The sequence below is a fragment of the Streptomyces sp. WZ-12 genome (assembly GCF_028898845.1).
GTDB lineage: Bacteria > Actinomycetota > Actinomycetes > Streptomycetales > Streptomycetaceae > Streptomyces.
The window spans coordinates 3,408,660-3,430,164 of record NZ_CP118574.1; the positions used below are offsets into that span (position 1 = coordinate 3,408,660).

General features: G+C 73.2%; 22 protein-coding genes. 9 read left to right on the forward strand and 13 right to left on the reverse strand.

The features are described 5' to 3' along the window. Window positions 1–135: 135 nt before the first annotated feature. Together PV796_RS14265 and PV796_RS14270 are read right to left on the reverse strand one after the other, a co-directional pair. Window positions 136–990, reverse strand: coding sequence for a PHP domain-containing protein (locus tag PV796_RS14265; RefSeq protein WP_274913457.1), 855 nt, complete (start codon window positions 988–990; stop codon window positions 136–138). 199 nt (window positions 991–1,189) lie between these two features. Next, window positions 1,190–1,828 carry a DUF6758 family protein gene (locus PV796_RS14270; protein WP_274913459.1) on the reverse strand — a complete coding sequence of 213 codons (639 nt, stop codon included), beginning with the start codon at window positions 1,826–1,828 and terminating at the stop codon, window positions 1,190–1,192. 222 nt (window positions 1,829–2,050) lie between these two features. Here PV796_RS14270 and PV796_RS14275 point away from each other — a divergent pair, with 222 nt between their 5' ends. Beyond that, the gene (locus PV796_RS14275) at window positions 2,051–3,310 is read left to right on the forward strand and encodes an MFS transporter (RefSeq protein ID WP_274913460.1); all 1,260 of its coding nucleotides are present in this window, start codon (window positions 2,051–2,053) and stop codon (window positions 3,308–3,310) included. A 65-nt stretch (window positions 3,311–3,375) separates the two neighbouring features. On the opposite strand, the gene PV796_RS14280 is transcribed toward PV796_RS14275, so the two are convergent. Further along, window positions 3,376–3,978 (reverse strand): suppressor of fused domain protein, encoded by a 603-nt coding sequence (locus PV796_RS14280; protein WP_274913462.1) that lies wholly within the window; start codon window positions 3,976–3,978, stop codon window positions 3,376–3,378. A gap of 516 nt (window positions 3,979–4,494) precedes the next feature. On the opposite strand from PV796_RS14280, the gene PV796_RS14285 reads away from it, so the two are divergent. Together PV796_RS14285 and PV796_RS14290 are read left to right on the forward strand one after the other, a co-directional pair. Beyond that, a complete protein-coding gene (locus tag PV796_RS14285) occupies window positions 4,495–5,622 on the forward strand; it encodes a magnesium and cobalt transport protein CorA (protein ID WP_274913464.1) in 1,128 nt (375 codons plus the stop codon). 44 nt (window positions 5,623–5,666) lie between these two features. Beyond that, a complete protein-coding gene (locus PV796_RS14290) occupies window positions 5,667–6,230 on the forward strand; it encodes a hypothetical protein (RefSeq protein WP_274913465.1) in 564 nt (187 codons plus the stop codon). Between the two features lie 18 nt (window positions 6,231–6,248). Here PV796_RS14290 and PV796_RS14295 read toward each other — a convergent pair whose 3' ends face one another. Further along, window positions 6,249–7,016: a hypothetical protein gene (locus tag PV796_RS14295; RefSeq protein ID WP_274913466.1), complete on the reverse strand. Its 768-nt coding sequence runs from the start codon at window positions 7,014–7,016 to the stop codon at window positions 6,249–6,251. A gap of 216 nt (window positions 7,017–7,232) precedes the next feature. Here PV796_RS14295 and PV796_RS14300 point away from each other — a divergent pair, with 216 nt between their 5' ends. The 3 genes from PV796_RS14300 to PV796_RS14310 all read left to right on the forward strand — a co-directional run bounded on the left by PV796_RS14300 (window position 7,233) and on the right by PV796_RS14310 (window position 10,418). Beyond that, window positions 7,233–8,540 (forward strand): magnesium transporter MgtE N-terminal domain-containing protein, encoded by a 1,308-nt coding sequence (locus PV796_RS14300; protein ID WP_274913468.1) that lies wholly within the window; start codon window positions 7,233–7,235, stop codon window positions 8,538–8,540. After that, window positions 8,530–9,141 carry a DUF1003 domain-containing protein gene (locus PV796_RS14305; RefSeq protein WP_274913470.1) on the forward strand — a complete coding sequence of 204 codons (612 nt, stop codon included), beginning with the start codon at window positions 8,530–8,532 and terminating at the stop codon, window positions 9,139–9,141. The genes PV796_RS14300 and PV796_RS14305 overlap by 11 nt, the downstream gene beginning before the upstream one ends. Window positions 9,142–9,251: 110 nt before the next feature. Next, entirely contained in the window at window positions 9,252–10,418 is a 1,167-nt protein-coding gene (locus PV796_RS14310) for an Mrp/NBP35 family ATP-binding protein (protein WP_274913471.1), read from the forward strand. Between the two features lie 137 nt (window positions 10,419–10,555). Here the strand turns inward: PV796_RS14310 and PV796_RS14315 are convergent, their stop codons facing one another. The 5 genes from PV796_RS14315 to sigE all read right to left on the reverse strand — a co-directional run bounded on the left by PV796_RS14315 (window position 10,556) and on the right by sigE (window position 15,895). Next, on the reverse strand, window positions 10,556–11,212 hold the full coding sequence (locus PV796_RS14315) for a hypothetical protein (RefSeq protein ID WP_274913472.1): 657 nt from the start codon (window positions 11,210–11,212) through the stop codon (window positions 10,556–10,558). 117 nt (window positions 11,213–11,329) lie between these two features. Beyond that, a complete protein-coding gene (locus PV796_RS14320) occupies window positions 11,330–11,818 on the reverse strand; it encodes a sec-independent translocase (RefSeq protein ID WP_274913473.1) in 489 nt (162 codons plus the stop codon). 116 nt (window positions 11,819–11,934) lie between these two features. Further along, a complete protein-coding gene (locus PV796_RS14325; protein ID WP_274913474.1) occupies window positions 11,935–14,112 on the reverse strand; it encodes a S1C family serine protease in 2,178 nt (725 codons plus the stop codon). 143 nt (window positions 14,113–14,255) lie between these two features. Then, window positions 14,256–15,200 (reverse strand): zf-HC2 domain-containing protein, encoded by a 945-nt coding sequence (locus PV796_RS14330; protein ID WP_274913475.1) that lies wholly within the window; start codon window positions 15,198–15,200, stop codon window positions 14,256–14,258. Further along, the gene (gene sigE / locus PV796_RS14335) at window positions 15,197–15,895 is read right to left on the reverse strand and encodes an RNA polymerase sigma factor SigE (RefSeq protein WP_376568931.1); all 699 of its coding nucleotides are present in this window, start codon (window positions 15,893–15,895) and stop codon (window positions 15,197–15,199) included. Before sigE ends, PV796_RS14330 begins: the two co-directional genes overlap by 4 nt. Before the next feature lie 299 nt (window positions 15,896–16,194). On the opposite strand from sigE, the gene PV796_RS14340 reads away from it, so the two are divergent. Further along, window positions 16,195–16,878 carry an O-methyltransferase gene (locus PV796_RS14340; RefSeq protein WP_274913477.1) on the forward strand — a complete coding sequence of 228 codons (684 nt, stop codon included), beginning with the start codon at window positions 16,195–16,197 and terminating at the stop codon, window positions 16,876–16,878. 169 nt (window positions 16,879–17,047) lie between these two features. Here PV796_RS14340 and PV796_RS14345 read toward each other — a convergent pair whose 3' ends face one another. After that, on the reverse strand, window positions 17,048–17,215 hold the full coding sequence (locus tag PV796_RS14345; RefSeq protein ID WP_003985072.1) for a DUF3117 domain-containing protein: 168 nt from the start codon (window positions 17,213–17,215) through the stop codon (window positions 17,048–17,050). A 325-nt stretch (window positions 17,216–17,540) separates the two neighbouring features. Between PV796_RS14345 and chcB the strand changes: the two genes are divergently transcribed. Then, entirely contained in the window at window positions 17,541–18,341 is an 801-nt protein-coding gene (gene chcB / locus PV796_RS14350) for a 2-cyclohexenylcarbonyl CoA isomerase (protein ID WP_274913479.1), read from the forward strand. A 43-nt stretch (window positions 18,342–18,384) separates the two neighbouring features. On the opposite strand, the gene PV796_RS14355 is transcribed toward chcB, so the two are convergent. Together PV796_RS14355 and PV796_RS14360 are read right to left on the reverse strand one after the other, a co-directional pair. Continuing rightward, a complete protein-coding gene (locus tag PV796_RS14355; protein ID WP_274913480.1) occupies window positions 18,385–18,990 on the reverse strand; it encodes a DNA-3-methyladenine glycosylase I in 606 nt (201 codons plus the stop codon). Then, on the reverse strand, window positions 18,987–19,478 hold the full coding sequence (locus PV796_RS14360; protein ID WP_274913481.1) for a DivIVA domain-containing protein: 492 nt from the start codon (window positions 19,476–19,478) through the stop codon (window positions 18,987–18,989). Before PV796_RS14360 ends, PV796_RS14355 begins: the two co-directional genes overlap by 4 nt. 94 nt (window positions 19,479–19,572) lie before the next feature. Between PV796_RS14360 and folP the strand changes: the two genes are divergently transcribed. After that, window positions 19,573–20,433: a dihydropteroate synthase gene (folP, locus tag PV796_RS14365; protein ID WP_274913483.1), complete on the forward strand. Its 861-nt coding sequence runs from the start codon at window positions 19,573–19,575 to the stop codon at window positions 20,431–20,433. A 166-nt stretch (window positions 20,434–20,599) separates the two neighbouring features. Here folP and PV796_RS14370 read toward each other — a convergent pair whose 3' ends face one another. Beyond that, window positions 20,600–21,352 carry an LOG family protein gene (locus tag PV796_RS14370; RefSeq protein WP_274913485.1) on the reverse strand — a complete coding sequence of 251 codons (753 nt, stop codon included), beginning with the start codon at window positions 21,350–21,352 and terminating at the stop codon, window positions 20,600–20,602. Window positions 21,353–21,505: the final 153 nt, after the last annotated feature.

Sequence of the window (21,505 nt, forward strand, 5' to 3'; positions counted from 1 at the left end):
ACGGGACCGGATGCGGCGCGGCCGACGAACGGCCCCGTGAGAAAGAAGAAGGGGAGGAAGGCGCGCCGCGGCACGCCCGGCTCAGGCGCGGGCGCGCGGTACGGCGGACGGCCGGGCGGCCGGTGCCGGCGGGGCTCAGCCGCCCGCGCCGGGGACGGGGAAGGCGCCGGTGGCCCGGCGCACGATCTCCCCGTAGATCTCCGGGTCGGTGGTGTATTCGCCGAGGCGACAGGTCTTGCGGCTGCCGTGGTAGTCACTGGAGCCGGTGGTCAACAGGCCGAGTTCGGCGGCGAGTCCGCGCAGCCGGGCCCGGGTCGGGGCGTCGTGTTCCATGTGGTCGACCTCGACGCCGTCCAGCCCCGCCTCGGCCAGCTTCCCGATCGCGCTCTCCGGGAGGCACTCGGCGCGCTTGACGGCGAGCGGGTGGGCGAAGACCGTGACCCCGCCGGCCGCCTTGACCAACCGGATCGCGTCGAACGGATCGAGCTCGTGCTTCTCGACGTACGCCCGGCCGTCGTTGGCCAGCCACTCGGAGGTGAAGGCGTCGGAGACCGAGTCGATCACGCCCAACTCGACCATGGCGGTGGCGATGTGCGGGCGGCCCACGGCGCCGTCGCCGGCGATCCGCGCCACCTGCTCCCAGGTGATGGGCACACCCAGCTCGCGCAGCTTGCCGACCATGGCCCGGGCGCGCGGCACCCGGTCGTCGCGGACCAACTCCCGCTCGCGGGCCAGCTCCGGCTCGTCGGGGTCGAAGAGGTAGGCGAGCATGTGCAGGCTGATCCCGTCGAGCCGGCAGGACAGCTCGGCGCCGGTGACCAGCGTCAGCCCCTCGGGGAGCGCGGCGCGCGCCTCGGCGTGGCCGCCGACGGTGTCGTGGTCGGTCAGCGCGACCACGTCCAGGCCCGCGGCGACGGCGTTGCGCACCAGCTCGGCGGGGGTGTCCGTGCCGTCGGAGGCCGTGGAGTGGGTGTGCAGATCGATACGCACGGCACGTTCTCCAGACTGCTGCGGGACGGATACGGCGGCGGGCCGCAAAGCGGACACCGCACCGGGAACCACCCCGTAAGGACTGCGGGGCACTACCACGGACTACAGAAGGATACCGGTCGGCCGGACCCGCCCCCGCCAGTCGGCCCCGCCTCCGGCCCGACGCCCCGCCCGATGATCCGTAGCCGTGCCGGCTTCGTCAGCTCAGGATCCTCGGCGAGAGCGCCCCGCAGGGCAGCAGATCCACCTCGGCGCCGGCCTCCCGCAGATCCGTGAGCACCAGCTCGTCGTACATCAGCAGCCCGGACTGCTCGGGCCAGGCGACGGCCCACAGCCACAGCCCCCGGGCCTCGCCGGCGAAGACCGCACGGTCGGCGGGCGCGCCATGAACCTGCCACATCGGGGTCGGGCGGCCGGCGGCGAGCACCTTGACGTGCGGCGGCCGGTCGACGCGCAGGTGCGGGCCGGGGTCGGGGCCGTCGATACCGGCATATCGGGAGCCGAGCCCCACACCCAATTCCTCGGCGACCAGCAGGAGTTCACCGGGTCCGCCCAGCGGGCCGGGCCCGGAGCAGGCCACCGCGGTCGCCCGACCGCCGCTGCGGTCGTCGCCGGCGCAGGCCACGCCGGTGAAGAGCCAACCGACCGGCAGCGGCCAGGGCATCCACACGGGCACCTGCGCCCGGTGCACGACGACGCCGAGCGCCTCGACGCTCGGCGGAACGACCGGCTGGAGTGGGTGCACGGTGCCATGGGCGGCACACTGCCAGGTATCGGAAAAGAGACCGGGCGCCCTTACCCGTCCTCCGCACTTCGGGCAACTGGGTTCGCCCCTCATAAGGACCAACGGTCCTCCTGAGCCGCCGCCCCGTCAAGGACGATCACTCGACCAGTGTGCCCCTCCTCACGTACCGCACCGCACACTTGGCCGGTTTCCGTGACGCGCGAATCCCCACCCCCGGAAAACTAGTTGCAGATTGCATTCTTTAGACCATCTAACCTATCGTGTGTAATTAGCAACGATTTCGGTGAGCGTGGAGACAGGAAGGGGAACCCCGGCATGCAGCAGAGCGGTCACGGCGGTGACACCCGCGATCCCTTGAAGGGGGGCGGCGGCGCCTCGCTCCTCCGGCAGCCCATGGCGGTCTGGGCCACCGCGGGCGCCTCGGTCGTCGCCTTCATGGGCATCGGACTGGTGGACCCGATCCTCCCGTCCATCGCCAAGGGCCTGAACGCCTCGAACAGCCAGGTCTCCCTCCTGTTCACCTCCTACTTCCTGATCACCGCGGTGGCGATGCTGGTCACCGGCTTCGTCTCCAGTCGCATCGGCGGCCGCAAGACGCTGCTCGCCGGGCTGGCCCTGGTGGTGCTCTTCGCCGCGCTGTCCGGCACCTCGTCCTCGGTCGGCGAACTGGTCGGCTTCCGCGCCGGTTGGGGCCTGGGCAACGCGCTCTTCGTCTCCACCGCGTTGGCGGTGATCGTGGGAGCCGCGGCCGGGGGCAGCGCGGCGGCGATCCTGCTCTACGAGTCCGCGCTCGGGCTCGGGATGGCCTGCGGCCCGCTGCTGGGCGCGGTGTTGGGCAACATGAGGTGGCGCTACCCCTTCTTCGGCACCGCGGCCCTGATGGCCATCGGGTTCCTCGCCATCACCGTCTTCCTCAAGGAGCAGCCCCGACCCGCCCGCAGGACCTCGCTGTTGGACCCCGTCCGGGCGCTCGGCCACGGCGGGTTGGCCTCGGCCGCGGTCTCCGCGTTCTTCTACAACTACGCGTTCTTCACCGTGCTGGCGTTCACCCCGTTCGTGCTGAACCTCTCGCCGTACAGGTCGGGTGGGGTGTTCTTCGCCTGGGGCGTGCTGCTGGCGCTGTTCTCGGTGGTGCTGGCGCCCCGGCTCCAGAGGCGTTTCGGCTCGCTGCGGGTGCTGGGCGGCTCACTGCTACTGCTCGCCGTCGACCTGGTCGTCCTCGGCTACGGCGACCACACCACCGCGGTGGTCTGCACCGTCCTCTCCGGCGCCTTCATCGGCCTGAACAACACCGTCTTCACCGAGTTGGCGCTCGGGGTCTCGGATGCGCCGCGGCCGGTGGCCAGCGCCGGGTACAACTTCGTGCGGTGGTTCGCGGCGGCGGCCGCGCCGTTCCTCGCCCCGAAGATCGCGGAGTGGACCGATCTCCATGTCCCGTTCGTGGTCGCGGCGTTGGCCGCGGCGATCGGCGCCGGCATCGTCGCGGTCCGCCGCCGGTCACTGACGCTGCGGACCGAGGAGCTCGCACCCCGGCACGCGACCGAGGACGGCGCCGCGGTCTTCGCCAACCAGTAGGCAGGGGAAGGGAACTGACGCCCCGTCCGACGCGCGGCAGGCGCGGTGGGCGGGGCCGGGCCCGTTCAGTCCAGGGCCACGCCCGCCCGCAGCGCATCGCGCAGATCGGTGCCCCGCTCCAGCCAACGGGCCTGCAGCGCCTCGGCGCCGTGCACCCGCTTCCAGGCGGCCTCGTTGGGCGTCATCGGCAGCAGCGGCAGGAACCGCACCGGGTCCAGCGCCGCGCCGTGCGGCCCCGTCTCGCCCAGCTCCAGGTCCTCGACGAGGCCACCGGCCGCGCCCACCAGCACCGAGGTGAACGGCGCCCCCGGCCACAGCGGCTCGCCCACGTCCAGCGACGCCCCGGGGGCCACGATCACGCCCTCGACCTGCGGCGACGCGGCGAGAACGGCGAGCGGGCGGAGGACCTTGTCGGTGTCCGCGCGACCGCCCCGCACCGAGAGCAGGAGTTCGGCCCGGGGGCCGCGGTGCGGATCGGCCAGGACCGCCGCAGGGTCGTTCATGGGGTGGGCGGACATCCCGAGCGTGGCGTAGCGGAGCACGTCGCCGTCGACGAAGCGGAGCACCTCGATGCGGTCGGTGCCGAGGAAGGTGATGGCGGCGCGCGCGTCCGGTTCGCCCAGCGCCGTGCGCAACCGGGCCTCGACCAACTCAAGAACGTCAGACATGCGGCGAGCATAGGCGTCGGGCCCGGGGCCGGCCGCGCCGCCCAACGGCCGCCGGAGAGACCCCCGTCACATGCCGGGGAGCGGTTCGTTATGGAACGGGCAAAGGGGCGTCACAGCGCTTCGGGCGGCTGATAGCCTTGCCGTCTGGTCAGGGAAAGACGAACGTCCCCCAACGGGGACCGGCCGGAGGAGGTGGGGCTGCGGTGGATCCGAGTCGACCGTGCAGTACCGATAGTTCTCCCGTCGTCCCGCTCGCCAGGCGAGCCTTCTGATCCGAGAGCTTCCGTACCCCGCCGCACAGCGGCGAAACGCTTGAAGTTCTTTTGCTCCGGACGCAGATGACGGAAGAGCGCCCTCGACTCTTACTTCCGTGTTGTCAGCGAACTGCCGTCGGTAGCACCGCACCGAGCGCCGCCCGCTTTGCGGACGTATGGCTGCTTGTCGCCGCGTACGTCCTCGTTCCGGGCCGCGTTGCGCCTGCGCTCGCCGCTGACGGCCGGCCCGAAGGAGCCTGCCATGTCGATGATTCGCGACCTGCGCGCCGCCGTCCGTCCCGCCCGGCGCCGCGACGACTCCCCCTACCGCGGTGCCTCCGCCGCCGCGGCCTGCCCCAACAGCGCGGTCGTCGACTGCGGCATCTACCGCGACGGTCAGCGGGTCGCCGGACACCCCACCCCGGCTGAGGCGATCGCCGGCGTCCGCGACGACGGGGGCTTCGTCTGGATCGGCCTGCACGAGCCGACCGAGGCCGAATTCGCCGGCATCGCCCGGGAGTTCGGGCTGCATCCGCTCGCCGTGGAGGACGCCGTCCACGCCCATCAGCGGCCCAAGCTGGAGCGCTACGACGACACCCTGTTCACCGTCTTCAAGACCGTGCACTACGTCGAGCACGCCGAGTTGACCTCCACCAGCGAGGTGGTGGAGACCGGCGAGGTGATGTGCTTCACCGGGCCGAACTTCATCGTCACCGTCCGGCACGGCGGCCAGGGCTCGCTGCGCGCGCTGCGGCACCGCCTCCAGGAGGACCCGGAGCGGCTCGCCAAGGGCCCGTCCGCGGTGTTGCACGCCGTCGCCGACCAGGTCGTGGACGGCTACATGGCGGTGGCCGGCGCGGTGCAGGACGACATCGACGAGGTGGAGATCGACGTCTTCAGCTCGGGCACCACCGGCAGGGGCAGCGGCGGCAAGGGGGCCGCGAAGGGCGGCGACGCCGGGCGGATCTACCAACTCAAGCGCGAGGTACTGGAGTTCAAGCGCGCGGTCTCCCCGCTACTGCGGCCGATGCAGCTGCTGAGCGAGCGGCCGATGCGGCTGGTGGACAGCGACATCCAGAAGTACTTCCGGGACGTCGCCGACCACCTGGCGCGGGTCAACGAGCAGGTGCTGTCCTTCGACGACCTGCTGAACTCCATTCTCCAGGCCAACCTCGCGCAGGCCGCCGTGGCGCAGAACGAGGACATGCGCAAGATCACCGCCTGGGCGGCGATCTTCGCCGTCCCGACGATGATCGCCGGCGTCTACGGCATGAACTTCAAGTACATGCCGGAGCTGGAGTGGAAGTACGGCTACCCGACGGTGCTGCTGGTCACCGTCGGCATCTGCCTGGGCATCCACCGCGGCTTCAAGCGCAACGGCTGGCTGTAGCGCCGGCGGGCTGCCCTTCCAGTCGGCCGATTAGGCTACGGACCATGACGGAGACGGTGTCGCAGACCCTGCTGGATCAGGCCCTCATCGAGGAGGCCACCAAGAAGTCCGGCCTGGTCTGGGTGCGCGGGGCGAGCGGCCCGGCGCGGGCGCTGTGGCACGTCTGGCACGACGGGGCGGTCTGCCTGGTGGGCGCCGCCGAGGACGCCGGCCGGGAGCGCGTCGGGGCCGAGCAGCCGCTGGCCGGTCTCGGGCTCGCCGACGGCGGCACCGCGACGGTCACCGTGCGCAGCAAGGACAAGGGCGGCCGGCTCGTCGCCTGGCCGGCCGCGGTCCGCGAGCTGGCGCCCGACAGCGAGGAGTGGCGGGCCACCGTCGAGGAGTTGAAGGGCAAGCGGCTCAACGCCCCGGACTCCGACACGCTCGTTGCGCGTTGGGCCCGGGAGTGCCGGGTGCTGCGGCTGGTCCCGGCCGGCGAGGCGGTGCAGCGCCCGGGCCGGATGCCGGACGGCCCGCACGCCGAGCCGCCGCTGGCCTCGCCCGCGCTCACCCGCCGGCCGGTGCCGGCCGCGCTGCCGAAGCTGCTGCGCCGGGGCCGCAAGGGCTGACGGCCCGGCCGCGGCCGGTCAGTTGGCGCCGGCGATCTTCCGGCCGTAGTCGACGACCTGCTCCTTGTCGGGGGCCTTGAGGTCCACGCCCTTGCCCCAGTCGGAGAGCTTCAGCTCGCCCGCGCCGCCGGCGCGCTGGAGCCGCAGCGGGTAGGGGGTGCCCTCCAGGGAGACGTCGAGAGTGCCGCCGGAGCCGGCGCCGGCAGCCACCTGGACGGTGCGGTGCCCGTCCACCGTCCCGCGGTTGCCGGCCGTCAACTCGCCGTGCAGCCCGAGCAACCCGGCGAGCAGGGTGTCCTTGTCGGTGAAGCCGCTGAAGCGCTGGTGGACCGGGTCGGCGGCGGGCACCTTGACGTACTTGTCGCCCAGCTTGGCCGCGCTGCCGCCGCCCGCGCCGGCCTTCTCCCCGGCCCAGAAGGAGGCATCGGCCTTCAGGTAGAGCGCGTTGCCGACCCGCAGCAGTTGGAACGAGGCGGCCTGGGTGGCCACTTCACCCCGGGCGCCGTCCCCGGCCAGCCGCATGTCCAGGGTGTAGGTGCTGCCCTGGCTGACGACCTTTCCGGAGAGGTGGACGGTGTCGGCCTTGGCGGCGGCGGCCTTCGCCTTGGCCGCGATCTGCGCGGCGGGCAGCTTGCCGACCCCGTTGGTGCCGGCGTCCGGGTCCTCCGCGCAGCCGGCCACCGTCGCGGTCAGCGCCGCGCACGCCGCCGCCACCCGCGCGACCAGCCCGGGCCGTCGGGATCCGGCCGGCGGTCGGCGGGTGGTGTCCGGGGGGATGGCGCTCACGTCGGCTCTGCCTCCTGATGCGGGTGACCTCGACAGCTCACGGCAGCGTACCCGGGGGGCGACGGCCCCCAGGCCCGCTTCCGGCCGGCCACCATACGGCCGTTCCCGCCGGGGCGCGGCCCACCCCGACGGGTTAGCCTGAACCCGAACCAAGGCGTTGTTTTCTGATCAACAGCGGAGCAATCAGGACGGAAAGGGAGAAGGGCGGCGCTCTCCATGGCGGTGGTCACTCCCCGGATCTTCGTCTCCCACCTCTCCGGCGTGGCCGTGTTCGACCCCAACGGCGATCAGGTCGGCCGCCTGCGCGACCTGGTCGTACTGCTCCGGGTCGGCGACCGCCCACCGCGGCTGCTGGGGCTGGTCGTCGAGGTGGTCAGCCGGCGCCGGATCTTCGTGCCGATGACCCGGGTGACGGGCGTCGAGTCCGGCCAGATCGTCACCACCGGCGTGGTCAACATGCGCCGCTTCGAGCAGCGGGCCTCCGAGACGCTGGTCTTCGGCGAACTGCTGGACCGACGGGTGCGGATGGTCGGGACCGACGAGGAGGTCACCGTGCTCGACATCGGCATCACCCAACTCCCGGCCCGCCGCGACTGGGAGATCGACAAGGTCTTCGTCCGGCGCGGCAAGGGCGGCCCACTGCGCCGCAAGGGCGAGGTGCTGACCGTCGAGTGGTCGGCGGTGACCGGCTTCTCCCTGGAGGAGCACGGGCAGGGCGCGGAGAGCCTGTTGGCCACCTTCGAGCAGCTTCGCCCCGCCGACCTGGCCGGCGTGCTGCACCACCTCTCCCCCAAGCGCCGCGGCGAGGTCGCCGCGGCGCTCGACGACGACCGGCTGGCCGACGTCCTGGAGGAGCTCCCCGAGGTCGACCAGGTCGAGATCATCGGCAAACTGAAGGACGAGCGGGCCGCCGACGTCCTGGAGGCGATGGACCCGGACGACGCCGCCGACCTACTCTCCGAGCTGCCCGAGGAGGAGAAGGAGCGCCTGCTGACCCTGATGCGCCCGGAGGAGGCCGCGGACGTCCGGCGGCTGATGTCCTACGAGGAGCGCACCGCCGGCGGCCTGATGACCACCGAGCCGATCGTGCTGCGCCCGGACGCCACCGTCGCGGACGCGCTGGCCCGGGTGCGCGACCCGGACCTCTCCCCCGCGCTCGCCGCCCAGGTCTACGTCTGCCGGCCGCCGGACGAGACCCCCACCGGCAAGTACCTGGGCCTGGTCCACTTCCAACGGCTGCTGCGCGACCCGCCGTTCACCCTCGTCAGCTTCATCGTGGACACCGACCTGCCGGCCCTGCGGCCGGACACCCCGCTGCCCGAGGTGACCAGCTACCTGGCCGCGTACAACATGGTCGCGGCGCCGGTGGTGGACGAGGGCGGGGCGCTGCTGGGCGCGGTCACCGTCGACGACGTGCTGGACCACCTGCTGCCGGACGACTGGCGGGAGGCCGGGCTGCACGGCCGCCCGCAGGCCCACGGCGGCACCGTCCGGGCGCGCGGAGAGGGTGCCGATGGGCGCTGAGGACCGGGAGAACGCCAAGGAGCGGCGGCTGCACGGCGCCTCGGCGGTGCGCCGGGGCGGCGCCGGAGAGCGGCACCGGGGGCCGGAGCCCCGGCCGCGGGCGCGGCTGGACCAACCGCGGGTGCCGCGCCGCACCTTCTTCCCCGAGTACGACCCGGAGGCGTTCGGGCGGCTCTCCGAGAAGATCGCCCGCTTCCTGGGGACCGGCCGCTTCATCGTCTGGATGACGGTCACCATCATCCTGTGGATCGGCTGGAACGTCACCGTCCCCGGCAACCTGCGGTTCGACACCTACCCGTTCATCTTCCTGACCCTGGCGCTCTCCCTCCAGGCGTCCTACGCGGCGCCGCTGATCCTGCTGGCGCAGAACCGCCAGGACAACCGCGACCGGATCACCCACGAACAGGACCGCAAGCAGAACGAGCGCTCCATCGCCGACACCGAGTACCTGACCCGGGAGATCGCGGCGCTGCGGCTGGGCCTCGGCGAGGTCGCCACCCGCGACTGGATGCGCTCCGAACTCGAAGAGCTGCTGCGGGAACTGGAGACGCGGCAGACCACCGACGGCGAGTTCCCGGAGCGTGCCGAACGCGACCGTTGAGGACCTTTTCCGGAGGCGCCCTCGACCGTCGTACCGCCCTCCCGTCTGGCGACCACCACCCCTTCGGGAGGCCCTTGGGGACGCCCTTCGTGCAGCCGTACTATCTGTGCATGGCAACAGACACGCCCCAGCCCAACGGCTCCGCGCCGAGCGAGGACGCGATCCGCGAAGCGCTCGCGACGGTCAACGACCCCGAGATCCACCGCCCCATCACCGAACTGGGGATGGTCAAATCGGTGGATGTCGCCGCGGACGGCTCGGTGGCGGTCGTGGTCTACCTCACCGTCTCCGGTTGCCCGATGCGGGAGACGATCATCAGCAGCGTCCGCGAGGCCGTGGAGCGGGTGCCCGGCGTCACCCGCGCCGGGGTCGAGCTGGAGGTGATGAGCGACGAGCAGCGGCGGGAGCTGGCGACGTCGCTGCGCGGCGGCACCGCCGAGCGCGAGGTCCCGTTCGCCAAGCCCGGCTCGCTGACCCGGGTCTACGCGGTCGCCTCCGGCAAGGGCGGCGTCGGCAAGTCCTCGGTCACGGTCAACCTCGCCGCCGCGATGGCCGCCGACGGCCTCAAGGTCGGCGTCGTGGACGCCGACATCTACGGCCACTCGGTGCCCCGGATGCTCGGCGCGGACGGCCGGCCCACCCAGGTCGAGAACATGATCATGCCCCCGTCGGCGAACGGCGTGAAGGTCATCTCGATCGGGATGTTCACCCCGGGCAACGCCCCGGTCGTCTGGCGCGGCCCGATGCTGCACCGCGCCCTCCAGCAGTTCCTCGCCGACGTCTACTGGGGCGACCTCGACGTCCTGCTGCTGGACCTGCCCCCCGGCACCGGCGACATCGCCATCTCCGTGGCCCAGCTCGTCCCCAACGCCGAGATCCTCGTCGTCACCACCCCGCAGCAGGCCGCCGCCGAGGTCGCCGAGCGGGCCGGTTCGATCGCCGTGCAGACCCACCAGAAGATCGTCGGCGTGGTGGAGAACATGTCCGGGCTGCCCTGCCCGCACTGCGACGAGATGGTCGACGTGTTCGGCACCGGCGGCGGCGAGCGGGTCGCCGAGGGCCTGACGCGGACCACCGGCGCGCAGGTCCCGGTGCTCGGCGCCATCCCGATCGACGTCCGGCTGCGCGAGGGCGGCGACGAGGGCAAGCCGGTGGTGCTCACCGACCCCGACTCCCCGGCCGGCTCCGCGATCCGCGCCATCGCCGGCAAGCTGGGCGGCCGCCAGCGCGGCCTGTCCGGGATGTCGCTGGGGATCACTCCGCGCAACAAGTTCTGACCCGCGCGCGGCCGCGCGCCGGTCGCGTACGGCACGGGAAAGGGCGGACCCTCGACGGTCCGCCCTTTCGTGTGCGCCGCGCGCGCCGCACAAAGGGGCGCGCGACGCCTCGCGCACGCCCCCCTGCGCGCGGGTGCTCAGCCCTCGTACGCGCTCAGGTCCTGGATCACCGAGAAGCCCAGCCCGTACGCGCTCATCCCGCGCCCGTAGGCGCCGAGGTGCACCCCGTCGGCGCCCTCCGGACCGTCCTCACCGGACGTCCCGGCAAGCACCCAGCCGTACTCGGACTCCCGGTAGCAGAACGGCGTCGACACCCCGTCCACCGGGAGCATCAGCTCGCTCCAGCCGTCCCCGCCGAGGTCGTCGGCCAACTCCCAGGCCAGCATGGTCTGCTGGTCCAGCCAGTCCTGGCGCAGCGTGCGGTCCATCTGCGTCGGCCAGGTGTGGGCGAGGAGGCCGGAGCCGGCCAGCCAGGCCGCCGTCGAGACCGAGGTGGCCTCCAGGACACCGGTGCCGTCCGCGCTGCGCCGCACGGGCCGGCTGGCAACCGTCACCACCACCGCGAACCGCTCGTCGTCCTGGCACTCCACCTTTATGCTGGGCTCCGCGCCGTGGCCGGTCGCGCCGTGCTCGACGGTGCCGTCCGCGGCCGTGCCAACCTGCATCAACCACCGCGGCCCGGTGAACGCCTCATCGAGGCCGTACCACGGGAACGCGGCCAGCAGATAGCCGTCGGCCTTCCGGCCGGTATCGGCGGGCACCTCGTGGGTGACTGTCCGACTCGTCGTCTCCATCTGCGCGGAGCCTCCTCGTTGCCCTGCGTCGTGGGCGGCCCGCCCCCCTCAGGCGACCTCACCCCGGACACCGGGAGCATAGCCAGTGGGGTCAACACAGCCGGGCATACGAGATTCTCAGGTCGCGTCGGCGTCGAACGGCGGCGGCTCGCGACGGGAGGCGTCCGCGCTCTTGGTGAACATGTCCGGACGGCCGGCGGAGGAGGCCGTCGGCTCCTTCGAAAGGTTCACCGAGGAGCCGGCCGCGGCGGCGGCCGCGGAGCGGGGCGCGGTGGACTCCCGGACCGCGTCGGTGACGTCGGTCATCTCCTTCTTCAGGTCGAAGCCCTCGCGCAGCTCGGCGAGCTCCTTCAGCCCGTACTCGTCCTTCTCCAGGACGTGCTTGCGGACGAAGTTCTTCGGCTTGAGGTCCTCGAACTCGAAGTCCTTGAACTCCGGACCGAGCTCGTCGCGGATGTCCTGCTTGGCGCTGTCGGAGAACTCCCGGACCTTCCGGATGAAACCGGTCGCGTCCTGGATGAGCTTGGGCAGCTTGTCCGGCCCGAACAGAAGCACCGCGAGGACGACGATCGCAATCAGCTCTAGGGGTCCTATGTCGAAGAACACCTTGCAGCTCCTTGGGTTATCCGCGGCCTTCGGGGGCCTTTGGGCCAGGCCGCCTCTCACGGTACCTGGCCCCCGGCGTCGGACGGGAGTCGCCCGTCCCAACACCGTACAAACGATCAACCCTGCGTGGCGGAACCCAGTGTCAGCCGGACGGACCGCTGCGCGTCGCCCCGCTGGACCGTCAGCGTCAGCACGTCGCCGGGCCGGTGGCTGCGGACCTTGATGATCAGCTCCTCGCCGCTGTGCACCGGCGCCCCGTCCACCTCGGTGATCACGTCGCCCGGCTGAAGGCCGGCCTTGGCGCCGGGGCCGCCGGGGGCGACCGCCGGCGCACCGCCCTTGCCGTCCTCGCTGACCCGGGCGCCGTCGCCGGCGTACTCCATCGCCAGCGTGACCCCGAGCACCGGGTGGGTGGCCCGGCCGGTGTTGACCAGCTCCTCGGCGACGCGCTTGGCCTGGTTGATCGGTATGGCGAAGCCCAGGCCGATGCTGCCGCCCTGGCCGCCGCCGTCCAGCCCGCCGGTGCCGCTGTCGGCCGCCCGGATCGCGCTGTTGATCCCGATCACCCGGGCCTTGGCATCCACCAACGGGCCGCCCGAATTACCCGGGTTGATGGGGGCGTCGGTCTGCAGCGCGTCGACGTACGACACATCGCTGCCGTCCGGCTTCTTGCCGCCCGCGGTGATCGGGCGCTGCTTGGCGCTGATGATCCCGGACGTCACGGTGTTGGCGAGGTCGTAGGGCGCGCCGATGGCCACCACCGGGTCGCCGACCTGCGCCGCGTCGGAGTCGCCGAGGGCGAGCGGGTGCAGCCCGGTGACGCCGCGGACCTGCACCACCGCGAGGTCGTAGCCGCCGTCCCGCCCGATGACCTTGGCCTTCGCGGTCTGTCCGCCGCTGAACGTCACCGATATCTCGCCACCGGTCCCGGCCGGCTCGACGACGTGGTTGTTGGTGAGGATGTGGCCCTGTCGATCGAGCACGAAGCCGGTGCCGGTGCCCTGTTCGGCGTTGCCGCGGACGTGCAGGGTGACCACGCCGGGCAGCGCCGCCCTGGCGATCCCCGCGACGCTCTCCGGGCTGCGGCCGCCCGCGTCCCCGGCCGCCTGCGGCAGCTTGAGGTCGTCGAGGCCGCCGTACCGCTCGACGTACGCGCCGGCGACCCCACCGACGCCGCCCGCGAGCAGCGCCAACGCCACGGCGGCGGCCGCCAGTCGGGCTCGTCGGCCGCGCCGCCGCGGCGCCCGCGGGTCCGGGGCGCCCGGTGCCACCATCGGGCCACCGGGGCGGGGCGCGCTCCAGGGGTCGTAGTGCTGCCACGCGCCGGGCGCGGTCGGGGGCGCGGGGCGGGGGCCGCCATCGCCGGGGTGCGGGACGAAGCCACCGGCGGCGGGCTCGGCGGCCGTGCCGGGGGCGTACGCCGGCTTCGGCGCCACGGCCCCTGCCTCGGGCGGGAGTTCGGCCTCGCGCGAGGTGACGGGGGCCGGCGCCACTCCGCTGGGCACCGCGGTGCCGTGCGCCGGCGTCGGCCGCTGGACGAGCGGCGCGGGCGCCCACGGTCCGGGACCGCCGTACGGGGGCGTCCCGTAGGGGTCCTCGGGGTGCAGCGGCTGCTGCCGGGGGGCGGCGGCCGGGGCGTCAACAGGGGCGGCACCGGTGGGCGGCTCCGCGGAACCGGCCGCGGGCACGGGGCGCGGGTTGGGGCGGGAGCCGTCGACCGCGGGCTCGGTGCCCTGAGCCGGCCCGCGCTGCTCGGGGACGTGGGCGGGCACCGCGCCGAGCACCACGGTCGCGGCGGGGCGCTCGGGGGTGGCGGGGGCGTTCTCGGTCGAACGGCCTTCGGCCGGACGGTCCTTGGCCAGACGCACCTCGGTCGGACGACCCTCGGCCGCGTCGCCCGTTACCCGCTCCCGCTCGCCCGGAGTGCCCGACGCCGTGCGCTCCCCTGCGGGAGCCGATCCGGATGCCTCCGCCGCCGGGGCCGTCAACTCGCCGCCGGCTTCGGCCACTTCGGCGGTCCTGGCGGTGTCGACGGCATCGGCGCCGTCGGTCTGGGCACCGCGGGCGTCCCGGGCGGCCTCGGCGGGCGGGGGCGCGTCCGTCGCCGGCCCCGCCGCCATGGGCGCCGTCGTGGGCCGCGGCGGGCCGACGACCCAATCGCCCGACGGCTCCGCGCCGGAGGCACCGTCCGCCGGCTCCCCGGCCCCGCCCCCGACGGGCTGTCCCGGCCCCGGAACCGGCTCCGGCCGGCTCCACCACTTCAGCTTGGGCCCGGCGCCCTTCGCGTCGTCCATGCTCTCCCCAACACTTCACCCGCGCCCCAGCGCGGCCACCTACGGCCCGTCCGACGACGGGCCCCGCGGCACGCGCCCCGGGCAGGGACGCGCCACCCGAGAAGGGATTCAACCAGTTCCGGGCGGTGACGTGCGCGGTCCGGTCAGTGCGGGCCGGAGGCCGCCTGGCTGCTGCCGCCGTCGGAGCCGAGCGCCGGCCGCATCGGCGCCAACGGCGGCAGCGGCGACGGGACGTGGTGGATCGGGACCTCGGCGCTGACCGAGAGCTGGGCGAAGCGGTCCTCCGTCGGCGGGGCGGTGGCGGCGATCAGCGGCGAGATCCCGAAGCGGCCCGGCAGCGGGCCGAACGCCGGCACGGCGTCCGTGGGACGGCCCGCGGAGGGTGCGAACAGCGACATCGGGCTCGGCGCGGGGGCGCCGGTCGGATCGCTGGCGGCGGGCCAGGAACCGGGCCGGGGCTCGTCCGTGGCCAGCGGCCCCTCGTCGCCGACGAACGGCACGGCGCCGGCCGCGGGGTTGGCGTTGAGCGGGGTGACGGCGGTGCCGTTGCCCTCGGCGCGCGGGCCCGGGACGTCGACGGCCGCCTCCAACGGGAGGGCACCACCGAGCGCGAACGCCGCCAGCGACACCGCGCCGGCCGCCGCGAACGCGAGCCGGCGCCGCTGCGGGGTGCCGCGCTCCGGCTCGTGCACCCGGAAGCCGCGCGCCCGGGGCTGTGCGGAGACGGCCGCCATCGCGGGACCGAGGTGCCGCTCCGACGGGACGTAGCCGAACGCACCGTCGCCGCGGGCGAATTCGCCCCGGCCGAAGGTGCCGTTGCCGAGCCGGCTGCCCGGACCGCCCGGCTCACCGCCGGGCAACTGCTGAAGGCGCGCCAGCAGTCCCTCGGAGGGCCCGGGGGACAGCGCCTGCGCGAACACGTTTTTCAGCCGACGCTGCGCATCGGCCTCCGCCTTGCACTTCCCGCACGTCGCCAGGTGCGCCAGCACCCGTTCTCGTGCGTCGTGCCCCAGTTCACCGTCGACCAGGGCTGCCAGGCGGTCGCCGAGATGTTGCTCGGCGGGGGACGGACCGCCACTGCCGCTCACGCGATTCCGACCTCCCTACTGGGCACCACGGCCAGGGCACGCCGCTCGTCGCGCTCCTCACGCTCCTCCGCCCGCGCCTCGGGCGAACGGTGCTTGAGCGCCTTGCGCAGATGGGAGCGGCCCCGGTGGATCCGGCTGCGGACCGTGCCCAACTTGACGCCGAGGGTCGCGGCGATCTCCTCGTACGACAGGCCCTCGATGTCGCAGAGCACCACGGCGGCCCGGAACTCCGGCGCGAGGGTGTCCAGCGCGTGCTGGACGTCCGCGTCGAAGTGGGTGTCGTCGAACTGCTGCTGCGGCGCCGGCTCACGACTGGGGAGCTTCTCGGCGGCGTCGTCACCCAGCGCGTCGAAGCGGATGCGCTGACGGCGACGGACCATGTCCAAGAAGAGGTTGGTCGTGATGCGGTGCAGCCAGCCCTCGAAGGTGCCGGGGGTGTACGACGACAGCGAGCGGAAGACGCGGACGAACACCTCCTGCGTGAGGTCCTCGGCGTCGTGCTGATTGCCGCTGAGGCGGTAGGCGAGGCGGTACACCCGGGCACTGTGGGTACTGACGATCTCCTCCCAGGTGGGCGGAGACCACGCCTGCGCGTCCGCGTCGGCGGCGAAGGTCGCGGTGGGCGCGTCGGCGATGGGGGCCCCTCCCCTGGCCCTGGGGCCGTGAGGGCGGAAACGGTCAGCGGTGTTGGTCACGGATTTCGGCCCGGCGAACGACCGTCGCAAGCGCCTGCGCACCCTTCGGTCACCCGCCGCAGCCGCACCTCCCCTGGTGGCTCTGGTGGTGTCCAGTAGAGCCCCTACCATATCCACCTCGCCCGTTAGCTCCGGATAAGCAGTTTTGACCAGCATTTGGTGTGGCTTCTCGTCCTGCCGCGGCTCTCGCCCGGCCTCTTGCGCGGTATCCACCGGTGCGTCCCCCCGTTCTTCCCCCTGCCCCCTCCTAACGCCCGGTCCCATCTGCGGGTTCCCGCGCGCAGCGGATACAGTCACGGTTGCGTCAACTACGGGGACAGGAGAGGGCCATTACCGGCAACCGGCAGACGAGCTTGGCATTCGCCGAGGCGTACGGCGCCGGGACCCTCGACGACGACGCCCACACCGCCCTGCTCTGGTGCCGCGACCGCGCCCGTGAGGTCGGCGTCCGCACCGTGACCGCCGGCGCCGGCGCCGCCCTGCGGCTGCTCGCCGCCACCGCGGACGCCAAGGCGGTCGCCGAGATCGGCACCGGCACGGGGGTGTCGGGCATCTACCTCCTGCACGGCATGCGCCCCGACGGCGTGCTGACCACCGTGGACCTCGAACCGGAGCGGCAGGCGTTCGCCAAGCAGGCGTTCCGCGCCGCGGGCTTCGCCGGCAACCGCGCGCGCTTCATCCCCGGCCGGGCGCTGGACGTCCTGCCGCGCCTGGCGGACGGCGGCTACGACCTCGTCTTCTGCGACGGCGACCCCATGGAGTACCTGGAGTACCTCGCTGAATCGTTGCGGCTGCTGCGGTCCGGCGGCCTCGTCTGTTTCCAGGGCGTCTTCGCCGACGGCCGGACGGTCGACTCGGCGGAGCAGCCCGACGAGGTACTGCGGGTCCGCGAACTGCTGCGGGCCGTACGGGAGAGCACCACGCTGGTGCCGGCGCTGCTGCCGGTCGGCGACGGGCTGCTCTGCGCGGTCAAGCGCGGCTAGCCGACCGTCCGCGCGCCCGCCCGCACCGCCGCCCGGGGCGGCGTTCCGGCATACGAAACGGCCCCGGCACGCGGCGCGCCGTAGTGTGGCGCGCCGCGTGCCGGGGCCGGGGTGTCCGGCTGGAGCTACCGGGATGTCCCGAAGAGCCGCAGCGGTGGTACCGCCCGCGTCAGACGGTGACCTTCTCCAGGGCCTCACCCAGGGCCTTGGCCTCGTCGGGGGTCAGCTCGACGACGAGTCGACCGCCGCCTTCGAGCGGAACGCGCATGACGATGCCCCGCCCCTCCTTGGTCACCTCGAGCGGGCCGTCGCCCGTCCGCGGCTTCATGGCCGCCATGCTCGTTCCCCTTCCTGAAACCAGCTCATCTCAGCCGACGGCCTTGATAGGCGCGTGTCACCGGCGTCGAACACATTGCTTCTAGGCCATTATCCCGCATCGAACGACCCGATGACCAACATCAGGGGGCATCCCTTTGGCAACGCGCTCCCGCAAACCCACCCAATTCGGGGAGCCGGCTGCGATACTTCGCCGCTCTTCACCACCCGGCACGCCCGCATTCTTTGACGTACGTCACATGTCGAGGGCGGATGATCTCCGGCATCCTGAGCGCTGACTGCCGCTGCCGGGCAGCACCGAGCCACGACGGAGGGGACTCCCAACTATGGCCGACACCGTGCTCTACGACGTGACCGAGGGACTGGCGACGGTCACCCTCAACCGCCCCGACGCCATGAACGCGCTGAACACGGAGGCGAAGGTCGCGCTCCGCGACGTCCTTGCCGAGGCCGCCGCCGACCCGGCGGTGCGGGCGGTGCTGCTCACCGCCACCGGGCGCGCCTTCTGCGTCGGACAGGACCTCAAGGAGCACATCGGGCTGCTGGCCGAGGACCGCAAGAGCGGCGGCGGGCGCACCATGAACACCGTGCGGGAGCACTACAACCCCATCGTCACGGCGCTGGCGGGGATGCCCAAGCCGGTGGTGGCCGGGGTCAACGGGGTCGCCGCGGGCGCCGGCGCGGGCTTCGCGCTGGCCGCCGACTACCGAGTCGTCGCCGACACCGCCTCGTTCAACACCTCGTTCGCGGGCGTGGCGCTGACCGCGGACTCCGGGGTGTCCTGGACGCTGCCGCGGCTGATCGGCCACGGCCGCGCCGCCGACCTGCTGCTCTTCCCGCGCTCGATCCCCGCCCAGGAAGCCTACGAACTGGGCATCGCCAACAAGGTGGTGCCCGCCGACGAACTGGCGGCGGAGGCGGCCGCGGTGGCCCGCCGGCTGGCCGAGGGGCCGACCGCCGCCTACGCCGCGCTCAAGGAGTCGCTGGCCTACGGCGCCGGCCACTCGCTCACCGAGACCCTGGAGAAGGAGGACAAACTCCAGGTCCGGGCCGGGGCCTCGGAGGACCACCACCGCGCGGTGGAGGCGTTCGTCAAGAAGGAGAAGCCGGTCTTCGTCGGGCGCTGACCGGGGCCCGCCGCTCCCGGTGGACGGCGGGCCGGGCCGGCGCTCAGCCGGCCGCCGCCTCCACCTCCGCGCGCACATGGCAGTCCGCGAGGTGGTCGTTGACCAGGCCGCACGCCTGCATCATCGCGTAGGCGGTGGTGGGGCCGACGAACCGGAAGCCGCGCTTCTTGAGGTCCTTGGCGAGCGCGGCGGACTCCGGGGTCGTCGGCTGCACGTCGCCGACGGTGTGCGGCACCGGGCGGCCGGCGCGGGTCGGGGCGTGGGACCAGATCAGGGCGTCGAGCTCGCCGGGGCCCAGCTCGACGGCGACCTTGGCGTTGGCGATCGTCGCGGCGATCTTGGCACGGTTGCGGATGATGGCCCGGTCGACCAGGAGCCGCTCGGCGTCCGCGTCGGTGAAGCGGGCCACCTCCGCGATGCGGAAGCCGGCGAACGCGGCCCGGAACCCCTCGCGGCGCCGCAGGATGGTGATCCAGGACAGCCCGGACTGGAACGCCTCCAGGCTCATCCGCTCGAAGAGCGCGTCGTCGCCGTGGATCGGCCGGCCCCACTCCGTGTCGTGATAGAGCCTGTAGTCGGCCATCTGCTCCGACTCCATCCCCCACGGGCAGCGCGGGACGCCGTCCGGCGCCGTCACCACTCCGCTCATTGCTGACCCTCCCCTTCCGCGCCCTCGGCGCGACCGTCTCCGTGCTCCGCGCGGCCGGGGGTTTCCGGTCCGTCGCTCCTCGTCGCACCGCCCGGCGCCTCGTCGGCCCCGGGTCGCCCTGGCTCCTCGGCGGGCACGGGCGGCGCGCCCTCTATGAGACCCGGTCCGCCCATGGCCGCGGCATGGGCGCCGGCCAGCGCGGCCTCCAGCTCGGCGATCCGGGCGTCCCGCTCGGCGAGCTCGGCGCCGACGCGGTCCAGGACGTCGTCGACGTCGTCCATGCGGTAGCCGCGGACGGCCACCGGCAGTCGGACGGCCTCCACATCGGCCCGGGCCAGCGGGCGGTCCTGGGGCAGCGGGTCGTACAGCGCCGTGGGCTCGGCGTCGCGCAGCCCGCCCCCCTCGCCGCCGGCGTCGCCCCCGCCCACGACGACGAGCGTGACCGCGGCCACCACCACGACCATCGCGATCAGCATGAACCAGAACACGACCATCTCCCCGGACTTCAAGTGCCTGCACCGATCGTGCCATGCGGGTCTGACAGTTAGGGTCGCTGCCGGACCATGGAGAGGGAGTCAGGAAATGCTGCGGCTGGGAAAACGCGAGTTCGGAGCGCATGAGCCGGTGATCATGGCGATCGTCAACCGGACGCCGGACTCCTTCTACGACCAGGGGGCGACCTTCCATGACGAGCCCGCGCTGGACCGCGTGGCGCAGGCGATCGACGACGGCGCCGCGATCATCGACATCGGCGGCGTCAAGGCCGGCCCCGGCGAGGAGGTCGACGCCGAGGAGGAGGCCCGCCGCACGGTCGGGTTCGTGGCCGAGGTGCGCAGCCGCCACCCCGACGTGGTGATCAGCGTCGACACCTGGCGGCACGAGGTCGCCGAGGCGGTGTGCGAGGCCGGCGCGGATCTGCTCAACGACGCCTGGGGCGGGGTCGATCCGCGACTGGCCGAGGTCGCCGCCCGGTACGACGTGGGCCTGGTGTGCACCCACGCGGGCGGCGTCGAGCCGCGCACCCGGCCGCACCGGGTGGTGTACCACGACGTGATGGCCGACGTGCTGCGGGTGACGCTCGGACTGGCCGAGCGGGCCCGGGAGTTGGGCGTGCGACGGGACGGGATCCTGATCGACCCGGGGCACGACTTCGGGAAGAACACCCGGCACAGCCTGGAGGCGACCCGGCGGCTCGGGGAGATGGTGGAGACGGGCTGGCCGGTGCTGGTGTCGCTGTCCAACAAGGACTTCGTCGGCGAGACGCTGGACAAGCCGGTCAAGGAACGGGTGTTGGGCACCCTGGCGACCACCGCGGTCTCCGCCTGGCTCGGCGCCCAGGTCTACCGCGTCCACGAAGTCGCCGAGACCCGGCAGGTGTTGGACATGGTGGCCTCGATCGCCGGTCACCGGGAACCGGCGGTGGCCCGGCGCGGGCTGGCCTGAAGGGCGCGCCCCTGGGAGCCCTCGGGGGCTGCACTAGGGGGCGTGCGAACGGATCCCGTAGGGGATGGCCGCGCCCCCTGCGGGGCCACAACGGGCCGGGGGTGGGCGGTATTCCCGCTGGGGGCGGGCGGCCACCCGCCCCCAGCCATGGCCCCTCGGGCCGGCGCTAGATCCCGACCTCCTTGGTGACCAGGGCGATCGCCTCGTCCACGTCGTCGCTGAGGTGGAACAGCTCCAGGTCGTGCGGCGACGCCTTGCCCTGGGCCACCAGGGTCTCGCGCAGCCAGGAGACCAGCCCGCCCCAGTACTCCGAGCCGAACAGCACGATCGGGAAGCGGGTGACCTTGCGGGTCTGGACGAGGGTCAGCGCCTCGAAGAGCTCGTCGAGGGTGCCCAGTCCACCGGGGAGCACGACGAACCCGCGGGCGTACTTCACGAAGCAGGTCTTCCGGACGAAGAAGTAGCGGAAGTCGACGCCGAGGTTCACGTACCGGTTCATGCCCTGCTCGAAGGGGAGCTCGATGCCGAGCCCGACGGAGGTGCCGCCGGCCTCGAAGGCGCCCTTGTTGGCGGCCTCCATGGCCCCCGGGCCGCCGCCGGTGATCACCGAGAAGCCGGCCGCCACGAGCGCGGCGCCGATCCGCACCCCGGCCTCGTACTCGGCCGTGCCGCGCGGCGTGCGGGCCGAGCCGAAGACGCTCACCGCCGGCCCCAGCTCGGCCAGCGCGCCGAAGCCCTCGACGAACTCCGACTGGATCCGCATCACGCGCCAGGGATCGGTGTGCACCCACTCGGAAGGACCTTCGGAGTCCAGCAGTCGCTGGTCCGTCGTCGTACCGGTCTGCACCTGGTCGTGCCGGCGCAGTACGGGACCCAGCCGCTGCTCCTCGGGGACGGGGGCTCCCTCGGGGTTGGCCATGACGTGCTCCCTCCGCTGACAGATCGTTTGCCACTTCAGCGTAGATCGGCCGGTGTGACCGGGAGGGGAATTCGACTGGTATGCGAGCGGACGGCAACGGGGCCGTCCGCTCCCGGACGGCCCCGTTGATCAGCCGCTGACCTGCCGCGTCCG